Below are 18,124 nucleotides of genomic sequence, written 5' to 3' on the forward strand. Positions count from 1 at the left end.
TGCTGAGCGTAAGGAGCCTGGACTGGCGCCATTGCTTCCCCAGTCCCTTTATCCGACACGCAGCGGGATGAGCTGACAGCCGTTTCACCGCTCCGGATCATTCCAGAAACCCCGCATTGCGGGGTTTTCGTTTTGGCGCCCCCCCACTCTTGCCATATCGCCGTGCTTGTCAGTCACCGCGTTGATGCGGTTTCAGATCTGGCCGCCCTAGGCAAAAACGTAGGATGATGTTTCGCATGATCGGAAATGTAGTTGACCAGCCGCATCTTTTTGGACGGCATCACTTGATTTCTTGCGTCACATTCACCGGCTAACCTATTGCTCTCATTAGAAAAATCAAAGCTTTGAGGCAATTCCAATCCCTAAGGGAGAACCCGCAGTCTGCTTGCATTTTCTTTCGTTCGGATGTCAACGCAAGGCGCTCGCTCCACGTTGAACAAGCACAAAGGAGTTCTCGTATGAATACCACTGCTATCCTCGCTGCCTGGCCCGATGACGAACGCGATCGCAAGCGCGCTCCCGCCCGTCTTTGAGCACGGGATCGACGGCATTGCCCACGAAGGCGCATGCCACCAGATCGATCTTCTGCGCAGCGGGTTGGCGTCAGGCCTTCCCCCCTCTTTTTTGACAACCCAAGCCATGAAAAAACCCGCCTAGGCGGGTTTTGGCTTTTGTGGCCTTTGGATAGGGCCTGGAGCGCATTTGCGATCTCCTTCTGACTGCCGGCCTGCCCAGGGATCGCGCAGGCAAGCAGTCAGGAGCCCGATCAATGCATGTGCAGGCCGCCGTTGACCGAGAAGTCGGCACCAGTGGCGTAGCCGCCCTCCTCGGAAGCAAGCCAGGAGATGATCGAGGCGATCTCACTGGGCTCACCCAGGCGCTTGACTGGTACGGAGCCCACGATCTTCTCGAGCACATCAGGACGAATGGCCTTGACCATGTCCGTACCGATGTAGCCCGGGCTCACCGTGTTCACGGTCACACCCTTGTTGGCCAGCTCCTGCGCGAGCGCCATGGAGAAGCCATGCATGCCCGCCTTGGCAGCCGAGTAGTTGGTCTGGCCCGCCTGGCCCTTGGCACCATTGACCGAGCTGATGTTGACGATGCGGCCCCAGCCCTTTTCGACCATGTCGCTCACCACCTGCTTGGTGACGTTGAACATGGAGTTCAGGTTGGTTTCGATCACGGCATCCCAGTCTTCGCGGGACATCTTCACGAACATGCGGTCACGCGTGATACCCGCGTTGTTCACCAGCACGTCGATGGTGCCATGCTCCGCCTTGGCCTTGGTGAAGGCCTCGACCGTGGAGTTCCAGTCGCCCACATTGCCGACCGATGCGTAGAAGGTGAAGCCCAGCGCCTTTTGTTCTGCCAGCCACTTGGCATGGTCGCGAGTGGGGCCGCAGCCCGCGATCACCTTGAAGCCGTCCTTGTGCAGGCGTTGGCAGATCGCGGTACCGATGCCGCCCATCCCTCCGGTCACGTATGCTACTTTTTGACTCACTTCTATCTCCTGTCTGATGATGAATTGAACCGGATCCGCTTGCATTCCCACCGGCAATCTTCACAGCTGTCCGCCGGAAAATGCCGGGCGCAACGATTCTCCACACACTAATTGATGAAGCAGATCAATTCCATCAATTTCCCAGCAAAGCTACCGTTTCAACTATCGTTCCACGGCCAGCGAAACCCCCATGCCACCACCGATGCACAGTGCGGCGATGCCCTTCTTCGCACCGCTGCGCTCCATCTCGTGCAGCAGCGACACCAGCACACGGCAACCTGAAGCACCGATCGGGTGGCCCAGCGCAATGGCGCCGCCGTTGACGTTGACCTTGGTTGGATCGACACCCAGCTCCCTGTTCACCGCACAGGCCTGCGCGGCAAATGCTTCGTTGAGCTCGAACAGGTCGACGTCCTCCACCTTCCAGCCGGCTCGCTTGAGCACCTTGCGCGTCGCTGGAACCGGCCCCACGCCCATGATGGTCGGATCGAGGCCGCTCGTGGCATAGGCCACGATGCGCGCCAACGGCTTGAGCCCCAGTTCCTTGGCCTTGGAGGCCTTCATCACCACCACGGCGGCAGCGCCATCGTTCAGGCCCGAGGCATTGCCCGCGGTCACACTGCCGTTCTTGTCGAACGCGGGACGCAGGCGCTCCAGGGCCGCTTCGTCGGTCTTGCGGTTGATGTACTCGTCGCTGTCGAAGAGCACGGGATCGCCCTTCTTCTGCGGAATCGGCACCGGAACGATCTCGTCCTTGAACTTGCCGGCATCCTGGGCCGCTGCCGCCTTGCGCTGGCTGGCGAGCGCCAGTGCGTCCTGCTGCTCGCGGCTCACGTCGAACTGCTTGGCCACGTTCTCGGCCGTGATGCCCATGTGGTAGTGGTTGTAGGCGTCAAGCAGGCCATCCACGATCATCGTGTCGACCATCTTCCATTCGCCCATGCGCATGCCGTCGCGCGAGCCCGGCAGGACGTGGGGCGACATGCTCATGTTTTCCTGCCCGCCCGCCACGACGATCTCGCTGTCACCCGTGGCAACGGCCTGCGCTGCGAGCATCACGGCCTTCAGGCCCGAGCCGCAAACGGCGTTGATGGTGAGTGCGGGGGTTTCCTTGGCGACGCCGGCCTTCATCATGGCCTGTCGTGCAGGGTTCTGGCCGGAGCCTGCGGCGAGCACCTGGCCCATGATGACCTCCCCGACCTGGTCGAGGGGCACCTTGGCGCGCTCAAGCGCTTCCTTGATGACCACCGCACCCAACTCGGTGGCGGCCATTTTGGCCAGACTTCCGCCAAATTTGCCCACGGGGGTGCGGACAGCGGAAACGATGACGATCTCTTCACTCATATCGGTCCTTTCTCAAATATCCCGTTCATGCGTGTTCACTCAAGGCAAAGCCTTGCTCGGAATCCCGGTTTGCACACAGAAACGCTCCAATGCACTTCCAAAAAGAACTGTTTGAGTAGCGATTGTCAGATTCTTGCGCTTTTGCGACAGGTTCCGAGCGCTGATTTACCCTCTTATGACTTGCCCTTACATGGTCTTCCCGAGCGCGGATTCACGGTCCAAAATGGTGTAAATCCGCGCAGTGGAATTGACAGGCTCTCAGGCCTTCTGCTTGACGTAGCTGCCCGGCGCGGGTTCGCTCGCCTTGTATTTGGTCCCTTTGCCATAGGCCTTCGGTGCGGCAATCTGGCGGCCGCCGTGACCTGCGAGCCACTGCGTCCAGTCGGTCCACCAGCTGCCAGGGTGTTCGGTGGCACCTTCAAGCCAGCCATCGAACGACGCCGGGAACTTCGCACCGCTGTGCACCCAGTAGCTGCGTTTTTTCTTGGCCGGGGGATTGATGACGCCCGCGATGTGGCCCGAGGCCCCCATCACGAATCGCTTCTTGCCCGGAAAGACCTGCGTCGATGCGTACGCGCCCTCGATCGGCACGATGTGGTCCTCGCGCGAACCGTAGATGTACATCGGGACATCGACCTTGCCGAGATCAAGCTTCTCGCCGCAGACCGTCACGCCACCGGGTTGCGTGAGCCTGTTCTCGAGATAGAAATTGCGCAGGTACCACGCATACCAGGGGCCCGGCAGGTTGGTGGAGTCGCTGTTCCAGTACAGCAGGTCGAACGGAGGCGGTGTCTCGCCCTTCAGGTAGTTGCCCACCACATAGTTCCAGACCAGATCATTGGGCCTGAGGAAGCTGAAAGTGGAGGCAAGATCCTGCCCCTTCATGAGACCGCCCTGCCCCATCTGCATCTCGCGAAAGCGCACGAAGTTCTCGTCGATGAACACGTCGAGAATGCCGGTCTCGGTGAAATCCACCAGCGCGGTCAGCAGCGTGGCGCTGGCCACGGGCGACTCCTTGCGCGCGTTCAGCACGCCCAGGGCGTTGGAGAGCATCGTGCCGCCGACGCAGAAGCCCAGCGTGTTGATCTGGTCCGCACCGCTGATCTCCTGCACCGTGTCGATCGCCTTGAGGACGGCGTTCTCGATGTAGTCGTCCCAGGTGGCCGTGGCCATGCTCTCATCGGGATTGCGCCAGCTCACCACGAAGGTGCGATGACCTTCGGCCACCAGATGCCGGATCAGGGAGTTCTCGGGCTGCAGGTCGAGGATGTAGAACTTGTTGATGCATGGGGGCACCAGCAGGAACGGACGTTCATAGACCTTGGCGGTGAGCGGCTTGTACTCGAGCAGCTGGAAGTATTCGTTCTCGAACACCACGGCTCCCTCGGTGGTCGCGACGTTGCGCCCGACCTCGAACTGGCTCTCGTCGGTCATCGAGATGTGGCCCTGGCGCATGTCGTGCAGCATGTTGGCAATGCCCTTGGCAATGCTCTCGCCCTGCGTGTCGAGCGCCTTTTTCTGGGCCTCCGCATTGAATGCCAGGAAGTTGCTGGGCGACACGGCGGCGAGCCACTGCTCCACGCCGAAACGCACACGGGCGCGGGTTTTCTCGTCGCCCTCGACCGCATCGGCCATCGCCATCATCGTGCGCGCCTGGAGCATATAGGCAGAAGCGACCGCGGAAGCCACCGGGTTCTGCACCCAGCCCTCGCCCGAGAAACGCTTGTCGGACGGCGGTTTGCCGGACTCCGCGAGGCCGCTCGCAAAGAGCGCCTGCATTTCATTGAGATAGCGCTGCTGCAGCTCGCCCAGCTTTTCAGGCGACAGCCTGACCGGGGCCTGCGGTGCCATGGAACCTGCGATTGCGCCGAGATCCACGGGCGGGACCGGCATTGACTGCAGCATTCGATTCCAGCTGTCGCTCCACATCTGCTGGAGTTGGCGGGCTCCCTCGGCCCATTGTGCGTCAGAATCCATGGTGTCTCCTACTCTCTTGCGATGCCGGTTGGTTTTCTATCCGGTCCATGCATCGTACAGCCATGTGTCGGCGGTTTCCGACAATTCAGAGCGGCGAACCGTGCTTTTGTTGTTTCGGAGTTTTACTTATATGGTGCTCATTCTGATAGTGATAGCGTGGTTGTATGTCACTGTGATGATGGCTGTGGCGGAAGCATCCGCAGCCAACGGCACCCTGCTCGGAGCGATCGTCACCTTCGTGCTGTATGGCCTGTTGCCCATATCCATCGTCGTCTACATTTTTTCGACGCCCGCGCGCAAGCGTGCGCGCAAGGCTCGCGAGGCGCTCGCCGAGCGCCAATGGCAGCAGGACCGGCAGGCGCCAGCAGGGGCGCCTTTGAAGGAATCAGGCGTCGATCCAGATGGCTGCAGCCAGTCGCCCGCTTCCGCCGAGGCTGCGCTGGTCACGCCGGTACGAAAAGAATCGTGAAGGATTTTCCACCGTGCACCAGCGCTCGGTACTGTCGTTGCCATGGATGTCCGTGACACCGATGCGCCGCAGGCGATGCCGGGCAAGGCCTGCCAGATCGGCCAAAAATTTGGCGCCGCCGTATGGCCTGAAGAAGACTGCGGCATCGCCATCCGGCTCGCAGAACGCCGCACGCACTTCCGGCCCCACTTCGAAAGCGGTCGGCCCGATACAGGGACCGAGCCATGCACGCAGACCTTTCGGACCGCCGAACGCCTTGACCACCGCCTCCAGAACACCATCACCACCTGCCGGCCCGGCCAGTCCGCGCCAGCCGGCGTGGGCTGCTGCGACCTGGCTGCCATCCGCGTTGGCGAAGAGCACAGGCAGGCAATCGGCCACCATGATCACGCAGGCTATGCCCGCCTCCAGGGTAGTGCAGGCATCGGCCTCGAACACGGGGTCCGTTGCCTCGGGCCGGCCCAGCCATTGCACATGCGTGCCATGGACCTGGTTCATGAACACGGGCACCGCTGCGGGCGATGACGACATCGCAAGGGACTGCGCCAGCAGCGCCCGATTGGCCTGCACGGCCACGGGATCGTCCGCCACATGATCACCCAGGTTCATGCTGCCATAGGGCCCTTCGCTCACGCCCCCGGTGCGCGTGGTGCAGACCGCACGTACCCGGCCCGGCACAGGCCAGTCGGGAATGATCCAGTCATGCGGCACCGTGAAGGCACTGCGGAGCGAGGCTGCGGAATGCATGGGCGTGTCAGGCCTCTGCATCAGGACATGCCGAAGGCTGCGCCCTCTGGAACGCTGGCAATGCCATACAGGCCTTGAAGGTGGCCATCACGAGGTCCAACCCCTCCAGATCCACATGAAAGCGCTGGGCATTGAAAATCTGTGGAACGAGGCAGCAGTCGGCCAAGGTCGGTGTGTCGCCGACACTGTAGACCGAGGCCGCAAGGCCCGCTGCCGCACGTTCCTCCGCCAGCAACTTGAGCTGGCGCTCGTAAGCCTCCAGGCCCGAGCGGGCCCAGTGGCGATACCAGGCATCCTTGCCTGACTCGTCGAGCATCACGTCGTGCTTGAGGTACTTGAGCACGCGCAGGTTGTTGAGCGGATGGATCTCGCAGGCCACCATCTCCGCCAGGGCGCGCGCACGGGCGCGGCCCAGTGCATCCGCGGGCAGAAGAGCGGGCTCCGGACAGGTCTCGTCCAGATACTCGATGATCGCCATCGACTGCGTGAGCAGGTGGCCGTCATCCGTTTCAAGCGCGGGAACCAGGGGATCGCCGACCCGCGACGCGTAGCTCGCATCGAGATGTTCTGCACGCACCAGGTGCAGCGGCACATAGTCGAATGCCAGGCCCTTGAGCTCCAGCGCGATGCGCACCCGGAACGAGGCGGAGGAACGGAAGTAGTTGTAGAGCTTCATAGAGGCGAAAGCATACGCAACCTCACCGCATCGCGCCATCGTGGGCATTACTGTGCCATCGGGTAACGGCCGCGTGGCACACTGTGGTCGGCCCGTGCGGTGCCTTGGCTTTCAGCAGCCGGGCTGCTCTTCACATACAACACCCGACACTATTTCTCCAACCATGAGCTACGTCTTCAATCCTTCTCCCGTTGCCACCGTTCCCGTCGTGGGCAGCGACAGCCTTTTCCCCGTGCACCGCATCTACTGCGTCGGCCGCAACTATGCGGAACATGCCAAGGAGATGGGGTTCTCGGGCCGCGAGGCGCCGTTTTTCTTCACCAAGCCTGCAGACGCCGTGCTGGTGGTGAAGGAAGGCACCACCGGTGAAATGCCCTACCCGACGCTCACCCAGGACCTGCACCACGAGATCGAGTTGGTGGTGGCGCTCGGCAAGGGCGGCCGGAACATCAAGGCCGAAGACGCCGCAAGCCATATCTTCGGCTACGCCGTGGGCCTGGACATGACGCGCCGCGACCTGCAGGCGGAAGCCAAGAAACAGGGCCGTCCCTGGGACATCGCGAAGGGGTTCGACCATAGCGCACCCATCACGCCCATCGTGCCGGCAGACCAGGCCGCAGGCATCGGCAGCGCCTCCATCTGGCTCGACGTGAACGGAGCCAGGCGCCAGGCGAGCGACATCTCCAAGCTGATCTGGAGCATCGCCGAAACCATCGAAGTGCTGTCTCAGGCCTGGGAGCTGCAGGCTGGCGACCTGATCTTCTCGGGAACACCGGAAGGCGTGAATGCCGTGGTTCGCGGCGACCTGCTTGAGGGCGGCGTGACCGGACTGCCAGCGCTCAAGGTACGGCTGGTCTGATCCACCGATGCGTTTTCGGCACGGGGCCTTCCGTTCGCCACATCCGCGAGCGGGCTCCGTGCCCCTGATTCCTGCGCCACAATAGTTCCCATGACCTTTCGTGCCCCTGTCCGTTTCTGCCGCAATTGCGGTACTGCCGTCCAATACCGCGTTCCCGACGATGGAGACACCCGCGAGCGCGCCGTCTGCCCGGCATGCAACACGATCCACTACGAGAATCCGCTCAATGTGGTCGGCACCATTCCGGTCATGCCCGATGGGCGCGTGCTGCTGTGCAAGCGCAACATCGAGCCTCGCTGGGGCAAGTGGACGCTGCCCGCAGGCTTCATGGAACTGGGCGAAACCACCTCACAGGGCGCGGCGCGCGAGACCGACGAGGAGGCTGGCGCGCAGATCCGCATGGGCCGCCTGTTCTCCCTGGTGAACGTACCGCACGTGGGCCAGGTCCATGTTTTCTATTGCGCCGACCTGCTGAGCGAGCATTTCAATCCCGGCCACGAAACCATCGAGGCACGGCTCTTCCGCGAAGAGGACATCCCCTGGGATGAACTCGCCTTCCGCACCGTCAGCACCACGCTCAGACTCTGGTTCGAAGACCGCAAGACCGGCATCGAACAGGTGCACAACGTCGACCTCGAGGCGCCCCGCTCCTAGGTGTCCTCTGCACTGGCGGATCGACGCATGCCGGAGATTCAGTTCGGAGCGATCCGGGAATCGACCACGGTCCCGCGTTGAACCGGTGACGTGACGACGCCAGGCATGGGCGCGGGCGCATTGACCTGCCCGTTCGCCGGCATGGGGGGCGGGTTGCCGGCAGGCATGGGCGGCGCAGGCTGCGGCTGCAACGGCTGCGTCGCCACCACCGGAGGGGCTGGCGCTGCGGAAACCGCCGGGCCCTGGGGTGACTGCGGCGCACGGACCTGTCCATTGGCAGGCATGGGTGGCTGGCCCTGCGATGGCAGTGCGCCCTGCTGAGGTTGAGATGGGGGCTGCTGCTGCGACTGCACAGGCGGCGGAGTCCAGAACGGGTCCTGAGACTCCCCTGCCCCCGGAGGTGGCCCCGGATCGGCATCGGGCGTGGCGTTCTGCAGCGGCGCGAGCGGCGCCTCGCTGATGTCGGGGCGCTGGTCGTCCGAATCGTAGGTGACGGGAGCCTGCGTGCGAGGCCCCTGCGGCAGTTGCGAACCCTGCACCTCGGGCGTCGTTGCAAGCGGTGGCTGGATCTGGTCGGTCGAGCGGCCGAAGAGATCAACCACCCAGTTGCGTACCGAGCCGATCGCATCGGCGATGACACTGCGCTCTTCCTCGTCGACAAACTTCTGGTTGGCATCGATGACCTTGCCGCGCAGCGCCTGCTGGAACACCTGGCCGACGATGGGCAACGCACTGTGTGCCCCCTGTCCCCAGTAGTCGCTGCGCAGCGTGATGCGCCCGTCGTTGAAGCCCACCCACGCGCCGGCCACCATCTGCGGGTGCATCAGGATGAACCAGCCGTCAGTGTTGTCCTGTGTAGTGCCGGTCTTGCCCGCCACATCGGCCGTGATGCCGTAGCGCGAGCGGATGGCCACGCCCGTTCCCTTGTCGATCACGCCGCGCATGGCGTCGCGCAATTCCTGTGCGGGCGTCAGCGCAAGGGCGCGCTGGGGCTTGGCGGCGGCGAATGCCTCCAGCACCTTGCCATCCTTGTCCTCGATCTGCGTGATGAGCGTCGGTGCCACATACGTACCCGCATTCGCGATGGTGCCGTAGGACGCCACCATTTCCTTGAGCGTGACAGGACTGGTACCGAGTGCGAGCGCAGGCACTTCATCCAGTCGCGATTCGCGTACCCCCATGGCGCGCGCGAGTTGCGCCACACGCTCGGGGCCGACAGCCTGCATCACCTGCGCCGTGATGATGTTCTTGGAATAGGCCAGCCCGTCGGACAGCGTCATCGGCGCATAGCTGGGGGCCGAGCCGTCGGTGGGCTTCCACACCTGCTTGCCGCCCAGCGGGATCTCGACAGGCTCGTCCATGAAGGTATCGCTCGGCAACATACCCTTGGCGAAGGCTGCGCCATACACGAAGGGCTTGAAGGTGGAGCCCGGCTGGCGGCGCGCGGCCTGTACGTGGTCGAACGGGTCCTGCGCATAGTCGCGGCTGCCGACCCACGCCAGCACCGTGCCGTCACGCGGGTCAAGCGCCATGAATCCCGCCTGCACGCGCGTCTTCTGCTGCTTGAGACGGCTCAGGAAATTGCTGTCGGCCAGCAGCTCCTTCGCCACTTCGTCCGGCTCGCCGCCCTTGGCCACGGCCTGTTCGTACTGGGTGGATTCGCGCACCAGCTTCTGCACCAGCGGACTCTTGGCACTCCAGACGCTGCCGGGTGCCCACGCCGTGTTGGCGACGGCCTGCAGTGCCTTGCCCTGCTTGTCGATCGCCTGGTTCGCCATCTCCTGCAGCTTGCCGTTGATGGTGGTCCGGATGACCAGGCCGTCCGAGTACAGGCTGTAGCCGTTGCGGTCGGCCCAGTCGATGAGCTGGCGGCGCAGCTGCTGCGCGAGATGCGGTGCAAGGCCATTGACTTCCGCCTGGCGCTCGAAACGGATGCGCAGCGGGCGCTTGACGAGCTTCTCGTAGTCGGCATCGGACAGCTTGCCGCGCTTCTTCATCTGCGCGAGCACCGTGTTGCGGCGGTCCTGGGCGCGCTCGGGGTTCAGCACCGGGTTGTAGTAGACCGTGCCCTTGAGCATGCCGATCAGCGTGGCGCTCTCCAGCACCGTCAGATCGAAGGCCGACTTGTCGAAATAGGTACGTGCCGCCATCTCGATGCCGAAGGCGTTGTAGAGGAAAGGCACGGTATTGAGATACGTCTCCAGGATCTCGTCCTTGGAGTACGTCATCTCGATCTTGATGGCGGTGATCGCTTCCTTGAGCTTGCGGTTGAGCGTGGGCGCGCGGCCGATCTCCTCGGGATAGAGATTGCGCGCGAGCTGCTGCGTGAGGGTGGAGCCACCCTGCTTGTCACCGCCGAGCGTATGCACCACGGCGGATGCCGTGCGCTTCCAGTCGAGGCCGAAGTGGTCGTAGAAGCGGTGGTCCTCGGTCGCGATGAGCGCATCTTTCACCGGCTGCGCGATGCCGTCGAGCGGAACCCACTCGCGGTTGATCCACTTGTACTCGGCCAGCAAGCGGCCATCGGCGGACACCAGTTGCGCAGGCTGATCGGTCTTGGCCTTGCGCAGGTCGCTGATCGACGGCGTGAACGGAATCAGGATCAGCACGTATAGGAACAAGGCCAGGGGCCCGGCCGCCAGCAGCCACCACAGGTTGCGCCTGGACTTCCAGGGCCTGCCGGGCCAGGGAATGCCCCTTAGCGCTGCCGCCGCGGGCTGCCCGGCGGCCTGAATGGGGTCTTGGCTATCTTGCTGGGGCATGGATGCGGCTCTCTGGCTATTCTTGTTCATCACGGCTGCGATGCAGGGCGGCTCAGCAGTTCCAGCATGCCGGCCTCGTCGAGCACCGGCACGCCAAGCTCCTGCGCCTTCTCGAGCTTGCTTCCCGCTTCCGCGCCCGCGACCACGTAGCTGGTCTTCTTGCTCACCGAGCCCGACACCTTGGCGCCCGCGGCCTCGAGCAGGTCCTTGGCCTGGTCCCGGCCCATGGTGGGCAGCGTGCCGGTGAGCACCACGGTCATGCCGGCCAGAGGCAGGGATGCGGCCTGCCGTGGCTCGCCCTCTTCCCAGCTCACGCCGCAGGCACGTAGTTGCTCGACCACCTCGCGGTTGTGCGGCTGTGCGAAAAAGGTGTGGATCGACTCCGCCACGACCGGCCCCACATCATTGACCTGCAGCAGCGCCTCGACGCTTGCATCCATGATGGCGTCCAGCTTGCCGAAGTGTTTTGCGAGGTCCTTGGCCGTGGCCTCGCCCACATGGCGGATGCCCAGGCCGAACAGGAAACGCGGCAGCGTGGTTCGCTTGGATTTCTCAAGACCATCGAGCACGTTCTGCGCGGACTTCTCCGCCATGCGGTCGAGCGAGGCCAGCGCGACCAGTCCCAGCCGGTAGAGATCCGGCAGCACACGCACCACCTGTCCTTCCACCAGCTGGTCGACCAGCTTGTCGCCCAGGCCCTCGATGTCCATCGCGCGGCGCGCGGCAAAGTGCAGGATGGCCTCCTTGCGCTGCGCGGCGCAGAACAGGCCGCCCGTGCAGCGATGATTGGCCTCCCCTTGCTCACGCACCACCGCGCTGCCGCATATCGGGCACTGCGCCGGCATGCGGAAGTTGGGAACATAGTGCGCCCGCTCGCCCGGAATGCGCCCGACGACTTCCGGAATCACGTCGCCCGCCCGGCGCACGATCACGGTGTCGCCGACCCTCACGCCCTTCTTGCGGATCTCGAAGATGTTGTGCAGCGTGGCATTCGTCACCACCACCCCGCCAACCTGCACCGGTGCCAGCCGCGCCACGGGCGTGAGCTTGCCCGTGCGCCCCACCTGCACGTCGATGCCGTCCAGGTGCGTAGGCATTTCCTGCGCCGGGTACTTGTGCGCCACGGCCCAGCGCGGCTCGCGCGACTTGAAGCCCAGCTGGCGCTGCAGTGCAAGACTGTTGACCTTGTAGACCACGCCATCGATCTCGTAGGGAAGCGTCGCACGCTCCTCGCCCATCCGGCGATGAAAGGCAACCAGCGCATCGGCACCGCTCGCCACGCAGACCTGGGGCGCCACCGGGAATCCCCAGTCCTTCAGGGTCCGGAGCATGTCGTAGTGGGTCTTGAAATCGGGGCCGCCCTCGGAAGCCGGGCTGATCTCGCCCAGGCCATAGGCGAAGAACGACAGCGGCCGCTGGGCCGCGATGTTCGAATCAAGCTGGCGCACCGCGCCGGCCGCCGCATTGCGCGGGTTCGCGAACAGCTTGCCGCCGGCCGCCGCCTGGCGTTCATTGAGCTTTTCCAGATCGGCGCGTCGCATGTAGACCTCGCCGCGTACCTCCAGGATCGGAGGGACGCCCCTGCCCTCGGGCAATGTCAGTGGAATCTGGCGGATGGTGCGGATGTTGTGCGTGACATCCTCGCCGACCTCGCCATCGCCACGCGTCGCGGCCTGCACCAGCACGCGGTTCTCGTAGCGCAGGTTCATCGCGAGGCCGTCGAACTTGGGCTCGGCCACATATTCGACCGCTGGCGCGGACTCGGGCAGTTCAAGCTCCCTGCGCACGCGCGCATCGAAGGCCATGGCACCGCTGGCCTCGTTGTCCGTCTCGGTCTGTATGCTGAGCATCGGCACGGCATGGCGCACCGGCGTCAGGCCATCGAGCACCGCGCCGATCACCCGCTGCGTCGGCGAGTCGGGCGTGACGATCTGGGGATAGGCCGCCTCCAGCGCTTCGAGCTGCTGGTAGACACGGTCATACTCGCCATCAGGCACCGTTGGCGCATCGAGCACATAGTATTCGTGCGCCCAGGCATTGAGCTGGTCACGCAGCGCGTTCACCTTGGCAACGACCTTGGAAGGCACGTCCTGCGGCGGAGAAGAGAAAAGGTCAAAACTTTCGGCCATGGCCCGTAGCATTCTTTCTGCCGCGCGGGAGTCTGTCTCTCACGCCGGCACATGTGCGCAAACGCACTTGAGACGGCAGATGGTTCACACGCAAGATGCCGTCGGATGGCCCGCACTGTCGGTCAGGAGTGGCCGCCATCATGAAATACGGTCCTGTCCCGGGCAGATGCGCAGCCCCGTTGTCCCCGTATCGGGTCAGCTGAAGAGGCGGCGGGCAAGCGCCGAGCCTGCCGACAGCTCGCGGCTATCCAGCTTGTCGTAGAGCGTCTCCAGATCCGCGGTGATCGGATCCATCGTCATGGCGGGCAGTGGCGAGCCATTCTGGTCGCACAGCACGCCGTCCATGGTCTTGCACAACTGGGCAGCAACCTCGCGCAGGCGCGTGAAAGGCTGCTCGCTGCGGTGCACCTGCGCGACGTCCAGGCTCAGCAGCAGGTCGCGGATCGCCGACTGCTCCGGGTCGTCCGACAGCGCCGCCTGGGTGTCATAGGACAGCGTGAGGATCGGCGGCAGGCCCGCCTCGGCCGCCGGCAGCACGAGGCGGCCGGGCATGGCGCCCTGCGTGAAGCCGACCGTGGCGGCATTCTGCTGCACATAGCCCGGGCTCCAGGCGGCGTGGCGCGCACGCAGCATGAAGCTGAGCTGCGCATCATGCTCGCTCGCGAACTGGTCAAGCTCGCGGGCACGCGCCACCTCGTGCAGCATGTCGGGGAAGTCCACCGCGGCGCCGATGTTGTCGACAAAGCCCTGCGCCTTCATCACGAACTCGGAAAACTCGATCTCGTTGAGCGGCCCCAGGCGATTGGCCAGTTGCACACCCGCCTGGAACTGCCGGTAGCGCTGGCCCGCCACGGGCCCTTCCCATTGATGGGTAGCCTCGTTGAGGCCTTCAATCGCAAAAGGCTTGCTGCCCGCGCGGCGGGTGGGAGGCAACGCCGCCAGGGCGGCATCGCCCGACACCAGCTGGTCGGCGACGATGGGCGCCATGGCGTCCAGCAGCGGGTCAAGGCCGCCACGCCGCTCCGCCTGCGGCACCGGCATCTGCAGCACGTCCTTCAGGTCGACCGAATGGCCGTCGAAGCTGGGCTCGATGCCATGTTCCGGGCCGAGTCCGTTGGCACCCACGCCTTCGAAACCGGGCTCGAGACGGGCAGCCGACGCATCCGATGAGGCCGCCTCGGGCTCGGCAGGCCGGGCACGCTTGGGCGCATTGCGGTGCGTGGACCAGGCGTTGTAGCCGACGACAACCGCCAGCACGAGTCCGCCGGCAATGATGAGTGCAATCTGAAAAGTGCTCATGGTGAATTCAAATCGTTGTGCTTTCCATGGCGGCCGGCATCGTGGTCCGGCCCGTCATGCCTCGGCCATCGAAAGCGCGGACTCCATGTCCACGGCCACGATGCGCGACACACCCTGTTCCTGCATGGTCACGCCGATCAATTGCTCGGCCATTTCCATGGCGATCTTGTTGTGACTGATGAAGAGGAACTGCGTTCCCTTGGACATGCTTGCCACCAGTTTGGCATAGCGTTCGGTATTGGCATCGTCCAGCGGCGCGTCCACCTCATCGAGCAGGCAGAACGGCGCCGGATTGAGCTGGAAGATCGCAAACACGAGCGCAATGGCCGTGAGCGCCTTCTCGCCGCCCGAGAGCAGGTGGATGGTCTGGTTTTTCTTGCCGGGTGGCTGCGCGATCACCTGCACGCCGGCGTCCAGGATCTCGTCACCGGTCATCACCAGCTTGGCCTGGCCACCACCGAACAGCTCGGGGAACATGCGGCCGAAATGGTCGTTGACCGTGTCGAAAGTCCCCGAGAGCAAGGTGCGTGTCTCGGCATCGATCTTGCGGATTGCGTCCTCCAGCGTGTTCATCGCCAGCGTCAGGTCCTCGGTCTGCGCATCGAGGAAGGTCTTGCGCTCGCGCGCGAGGTTCAACTCGTCGAGCGCCGCCAGATTCACCGCGCCAAGCGCCGTGATCTCCCGGTGCAGGCGATCGATCTCGCCCTGCAGCCCGCCGATCCGCACATTGCCCTCCGTGATGGACTGCGCAATCGCGGCCAGGTCGGCCTCGGCATCGTCCAGCAAGGTGGTGTACTGCTCGAGGCCCAGGCGCGCGGCCTGCTCCTTGAGCTGAAAGTCGGTGATGCGCGCGCGCAGCGGATCCATCGCGCGCTCCAGGCCCACGCGGCGTTCGTCGCTCGCGCGCAGCTTGGCGGTCAGGTCGTCGTACTGGCTGCGCTGGGCAGCAAGCGACTTCTCGCGCTCCATCTTCTCGTCGAGGGCGGTCTGCAATCCGCCCTGCGCGGCCGCCGCCGAAAGGCGCCCCATCTCGTCGCGAGCCCGGACGTCTTCCTCGGCAAGCGACTTGGCCTGCGCCGCGGCGGTCTCGATGGTGCGCGACAGCTCGGCCTTGCGGGCCTCCATGGTGCGCCGCGAGAACACGGCTTCCTGCGCCTGTCGCTCGAGAGAACGCTGCTGCTCGCGGCATTCGTTGAGTTTTCGCTCGGCTTCGATCACCCGCTCGTCCAGCTGCGCATGGCGCTCCTGGCTGTCGGCCAGCTGCATGTCGAGCTCTTCGAAACGCGCTTCCGCGGAGACGCGGCGTTCCTGGAGATCATTGAGCTGCGCCTCCACCTCGGCCAGGTCGGCACCGATCTGCTCGCTGCGCGCCCGCGTCTGCTCGGCCATCTGCGTGAGGCGCAGGGTCTCGACCTGCAGTTCATGGGCCCGGCTCTGCGCCTCGCTGGCCTCGCGGCGCGCCGTCACCAGGCGCTGCGACGCATCCGCATAGGCCGCCTCGGCACGCACCAGAGCCGTGCGCGACTCCTCGCTGATCAGGACCTGCGCACGCAGCTCCTTCTCGAGGTGTTCGATTTCCTGAGCGCGCGCAAGCATGCCGGATTGCTCCGAGTCCTGCGCATAGAAGCTTACGCTGTTCGCCGTGACCGCATGGCCGCTGGCCACATAGATGGTCTCGCCCGCCTTGAGCTGTGAACGGCGGTTCAGCGCCTCGTCAAGCGACGGGGCGGTGAAGCAGCCGCTCAGCCAATCCACCAGCACGGCATAGAGGCCCGCATCGGTCACGCGCAGCAGGTCGGAGAGATTCGCCTGTCCACTGCCGCCGGCTGCGGCCGTGCCCGCCGAGGGCTTGCTGTAGAACGCCAGGCGGGCGGGTGGCGCATCGCCACCGCCGTGCCCGAGAAAGCCGCGAACCATGTCGAGGCGGCCGATCTCCAGGGCGTTCATGCGCTCGCGCAAGGCAGCCTCGAGCGCGCTCTCCCACCCCTTTTCGACGTGGATGCGGCTCCACAGGCCCTGCATGCCGTCCAGGCCATGCTTGGCGAGCCAGGGCTGCAGCTTGCCGTCGGTCTTGACCTTTTCCTGCAGTGCCTTGAGCGCATCGAGGCGCGCAGACAGGTCTGCCTGGCGCGCGCTTTCAGTATTGACGGCCTGCTGGCGCTGGCGACGATCATCATCGAGCAGCGGAACGCTTTCCTGCAGTTCGAAGTGCCGTGCCTCGCTCATCTCGGCGGTTTCATTGGCTTCCGCGAGCTGCGCCTGCAGGTTGGCAAGGCGTGCCTCGTCGGGTGCCGCGAGGGCGTTGCGGTCGGTGCGCAGGCGTTCCTGCCGCGATTCAAGCTGGCGGCTCTGTTCCCCGAAACCGCGCTGCTCGGCGGCCAGAACCTGGATCTGCTGCTGGATCTGCACAACCGAGCCGCGTTGCTCGCTAGCGCGTTGCTGGCTCTGGCGCAGCACCTCCTCGAGGTCGGGCATCTGCATGGCCTGCTCCTCGACCTGCGCGGCAAGCAGTTCGGCCTTCTCCTCGGCATCCATGCCCGCGCCGGAGATGTTTTCGAGCTCGATCTCGGCCTCTTCCTTGCGCCCGTTCCATTGAGCGATCTGCTCGGACAGCTGTGCCAGGCGGTTCTCCACGCGCTGGCGGCCTTCGACCACGTAGCGGATCTCGGCCTCGAGCTTGCCAACCTCGGCCGTGGCCTCATAGAGGCGGCCCTGGGCCTGGTTGACCTGGTCGCCTGCGGCATAGTGGGCCTGACGGATGGTCTCGAGATCGGCCTCCACGGCACGCAGGTCGGCCATGCGTGCCTCGAGGTCGTTGACCGCCTGCAGGCCTTCCGTACGGACCTTGGCCTGGTCGGCCTCGGCATCCGCACGCTTCAGGAACCACAGTTGGTGTTGCTTGAGCGTCACGTCGCCCTGCAGCGCGTTGTACCTGGCAGCCACCTCGGCCTGCTTTTCGAGCTTGTCGAGATTGGCGTTCAGCTCGCGCAGGATGTCTTCCACGCGCGTGAGGTTCTCGCGCGTATCCGAGAGCCGGTTCTCGGTCTCGCGGCGGCGTTCCTTGTACTTGGACACGCCTGCCGCTTCCTCCAGGAACAGCCGCAATTCCTCGGGGCGCGACTCGATGATCCGGCTGATCGTGCCCTGCCCGATGATGGCGTACGCGCGTGGCCCCAGGCCCGTGCCAAGGAACACGTCCTGCACGTCACGGCGGCGCACGGGCTGGTTGTTGATGAAATAGCTGCTGGTGCCGTCCCGCGTGAGCACGCGCTTGACGGCGATTTCGGTGAACTGGTTCCACTGGCCGCCGGCGCGGTGGTCGGCATTGTCGAAAATCAACTCCACGCTCGAGCGGCTGGCTGGCTTGCGGTGCGTCGTGCCGTTGAAAATCACGTCCTGCATCGATTCGCCGCGCAACTCGCTCGCCTTCGATTCGCCGAGCACCCAGCGCACGGCGTCCATGATGTTGGATTTACCGCAGCCGTTCGGACCCACCACGCCAACGAGTTGACCTGGAAGCATGAAGTTGGTGGGTTCGGCGAACGACTTGAAGCCGGCGAGTTTGATGGAGTTGAGACGCACGAGTCAGGCGATGTTGATCAGGGCGCAGGAATGTTCAATGCGGAATCATACCGTGCAAGCGCCCTGTTCCCCTGCGACGCGTGAAGCTGCTACGAATTTTGACAAAAACGAACCGCAACACC

12 protein-coding genes are annotated in these 18,124 nt (G+C 64.4%); 3 read left to right on the plus strand and 9 right to left on the minus strand.

From position 1 onward, the window contains the following. Nucleotides 1-766: 766 nt before the first annotated feature. From phbB to H9K76_RS11295, 3 genes are all read right to left on the minus strand, one after another. Nucleotides 767-1,504, minus strand: coding sequence for an acetoacetyl-CoA reductase (gene phbB, locus H9K76_RS11285; protein WP_187600320.1), 738 nt, complete (start codon nucleotides 1,502-1,504; stop codon nucleotides 767-769). Between the two features lie 162 nt (nucleotides 1,505-1,666). Beyond that, nucleotides 1,667-2,848, minus strand: a complete 1,182-nt coding sequence (locus tag H9K76_RS11290; RefSeq protein ID WP_187600321.1) for an acetyl-CoA C-acetyltransferase — start codon at nucleotides 2,846-2,848, stop codon at nucleotides 1,667-1,669. A gap of 258 nt (nucleotides 2,849-3,106) precedes the next feature. Next, nucleotides 3,107-4,825, minus strand: coding sequence for a PHA/PHB synthase family protein (locus H9K76_RS11295; RefSeq protein WP_187600322.1), 1,719 nt, complete (start codon nucleotides 4,823-4,825; stop codon nucleotides 3,107-3,109). 130 nt (nucleotides 4,826-4,955) lie between these two features. Here H9K76_RS11295 and H9K76_RS11300 point away from each other — a divergent pair, with 130 nt between their 5' ends. Further along, nucleotides 4,956-5,294 carry a hypothetical protein gene (locus tag H9K76_RS11300; protein ID WP_187600323.1) on the plus strand — a complete coding sequence of 113 codons (339 nt, stop codon included), beginning with the start codon at nucleotides 4,956-4,958 and terminating at the stop codon, nucleotides 5,292-5,294. Here H9K76_RS11300 and pgeF read toward each other — a convergent pair. After that, on the minus strand, nucleotides 5,211-6,041 hold the full coding sequence (gene pgeF, locus H9K76_RS11305; RefSeq protein WP_187600324.1) for a peptidoglycan editing factor PgeF: 831 nt from the start codon (nucleotides 6,039-6,041) through the stop codon (nucleotides 5,211-5,213). The genes H9K76_RS11300 and pgeF overlap by 84 nt on opposite strands. Before the next feature lie 7 nt (nucleotides 6,042-6,048). Beyond that, nucleotides 6,049-6,717 (minus strand): maleylacetoacetate isomerase, encoded by a 669-nt coding sequence (gene maiA / locus H9K76_RS11310; RefSeq protein ID WP_187600325.1) that lies wholly within the window; start codon nucleotides 6,715-6,717, stop codon nucleotides 6,049-6,051. Nucleotides 6,718-6,880: 163 nt separating this feature from the next. On the opposite strand from maiA, the gene H9K76_RS11315 reads away from it, so the two are divergent. After that, nucleotides 6,881-7,576 carry a fumarylacetoacetate hydrolase family protein gene (locus H9K76_RS11315; RefSeq protein ID WP_187600326.1) on the plus strand — a complete coding sequence of 232 codons (696 nt, stop codon included), beginning with the start codon at nucleotides 6,881-6,883 and terminating at the stop codon, nucleotides 7,574-7,576. Nucleotides 7,577-7,666: 90 nt separating this feature from the next. Further along, entirely contained in the window at nucleotides 7,667-8,230 is a 564-nt protein-coding gene (locus tag H9K76_RS11320; protein ID WP_187600327.1) for an NUDIX hydrolase, read from the plus strand. Nucleotides 8,231-8,268: 38 nt separating this feature from the next. Here the strand turns inward: H9K76_RS11320 and H9K76_RS11325 are convergent, their stop codons facing one another. The 4 genes from H9K76_RS11325 to smc all read right to left on the minus strand — a co-directional run bounded on the left by H9K76_RS11325 (nucleotide 8,269) and on the right by smc (nucleotide 18,002). Continuing rightward, entirely contained in the window at nucleotides 8,269-10,992 is a 2,724-nt protein-coding gene (locus H9K76_RS11325; protein ID WP_187600328.1) for a penicillin-binding protein 1A, read from the minus strand. Nucleotides 10,993-11,021: 29 nt separating this feature from the next. Next, nucleotides 11,022-13,121 carry an NAD-dependent DNA ligase LigA gene (ligA, locus tag H9K76_RS11330; protein WP_187600329.1) on the minus strand — a complete coding sequence of 700 codons (2,100 nt, stop codon included), beginning with the start codon at nucleotides 13,119-13,121 and terminating at the stop codon, nucleotides 11,022-11,024. Between the two features lie 195 nt (nucleotides 13,122-13,316). Next, nucleotides 13,317-14,420, minus strand: coding sequence for a cell division protein FtsZ (locus H9K76_RS11335; RefSeq protein WP_187600330.1), 1,104 nt, complete (start codon nucleotides 14,418-14,420; stop codon nucleotides 13,317-13,319). A gap of 54 nt (nucleotides 14,421-14,474) precedes the next feature. Continuing rightward, nucleotides 14,475-18,002, minus strand: a complete 3,528-nt coding sequence (gene smc, locus H9K76_RS11340) for a chromosome segregation protein SMC (RefSeq protein ID WP_187600331.1) — start codon at nucleotides 18,000-18,002, stop codon at nucleotides 14,475-14,477. Between the last annotated feature and the right edge of the window lie 122 nt (nucleotides 18,003-18,124).

Source organism: Diaphorobacter ruginosibacter (assembly GCF_014395975.1).
In the GTDB taxonomy this organism is placed as follows: Bacteria; Pseudomonadota; Gammaproteobacteria; order Burkholderiales; family Burkholderiaceae_C; genus Diaphorobacter_A; species Diaphorobacter_A ruginosibacter.

What these genes read in the sequence shown, in the direction of transcription:
- maiA (WP_187600325.1), bottom strand. Translation starts at nt 6,717, where the DNA reads ATGAAGCTCTACAACTACTTCCGTTCCTCCGCCTCGTTCCGGGTGCGC.
- H9K76_RS11295 (WP_187600322.1), bottom strand. Translation starts at nt 4,825, where the DNA reads ATGGATTCTGACGCACAATGGGCCGAGGGAGCCCGCCAACTCCAGCAG.
- H9K76_RS11315 (WP_187600326.1), top strand. Translation starts at nt 6,881, where the DNA reads ATGAGCTACGTCTTCAATCCTTCTCCCGTTGCCACCGTTCCCGTCGTG.
- H9K76_RS11320 (WP_187600327.1), top strand. Translation starts at nt 7,667, where the DNA reads ATGACCTTTCGTGCCCCTGTCCGTTTCTGCCGCAATTGCGGTACTGCC.
- pgeF (WP_187600324.1), bottom strand. Translation starts at nt 6,041, where the DNA reads ATGCATTCCGCAGCCTCGCTCCGCAGTGCCTTCACGGTGCCGCATGAC.
- H9K76_RS11290 (WP_187600321.1), bottom strand. Translation starts at nt 2,848, where the DNA reads ATGAGTGAAGAGATCGTCATCGTTTCCGCTGTCCGCACCCCCGTGGGC.
- H9K76_RS11325 (WP_187600328.1), bottom strand. Translation starts at nt 10,992, where the DNA reads ATGCCCCAGCAAGATAGCCAAGACCCCATTCAGGCCGCCGGGCAGCCC.
- ligA (WP_187600329.1), bottom strand. Translation starts at nt 13,121, where the DNA reads ATGGCCGAAAGTTTTGACCTTTTCTCTTCTCCGCCGCAGGACGTGCCT.
- H9K76_RS11335 (WP_187600330.1), bottom strand. Translation starts at nt 14,420, where the DNA reads ATGAGCACTTTTCAGATTGCACTCATCATTGCCGGCGGACTCGTGCTG.
- H9K76_RS11300 (WP_187600323.1), top strand. Translation starts at nt 4,956, where the DNA reads ATGGTGCTCATTCTGATAGTGATAGCGTGGTTGTATGTCACTGTGATG.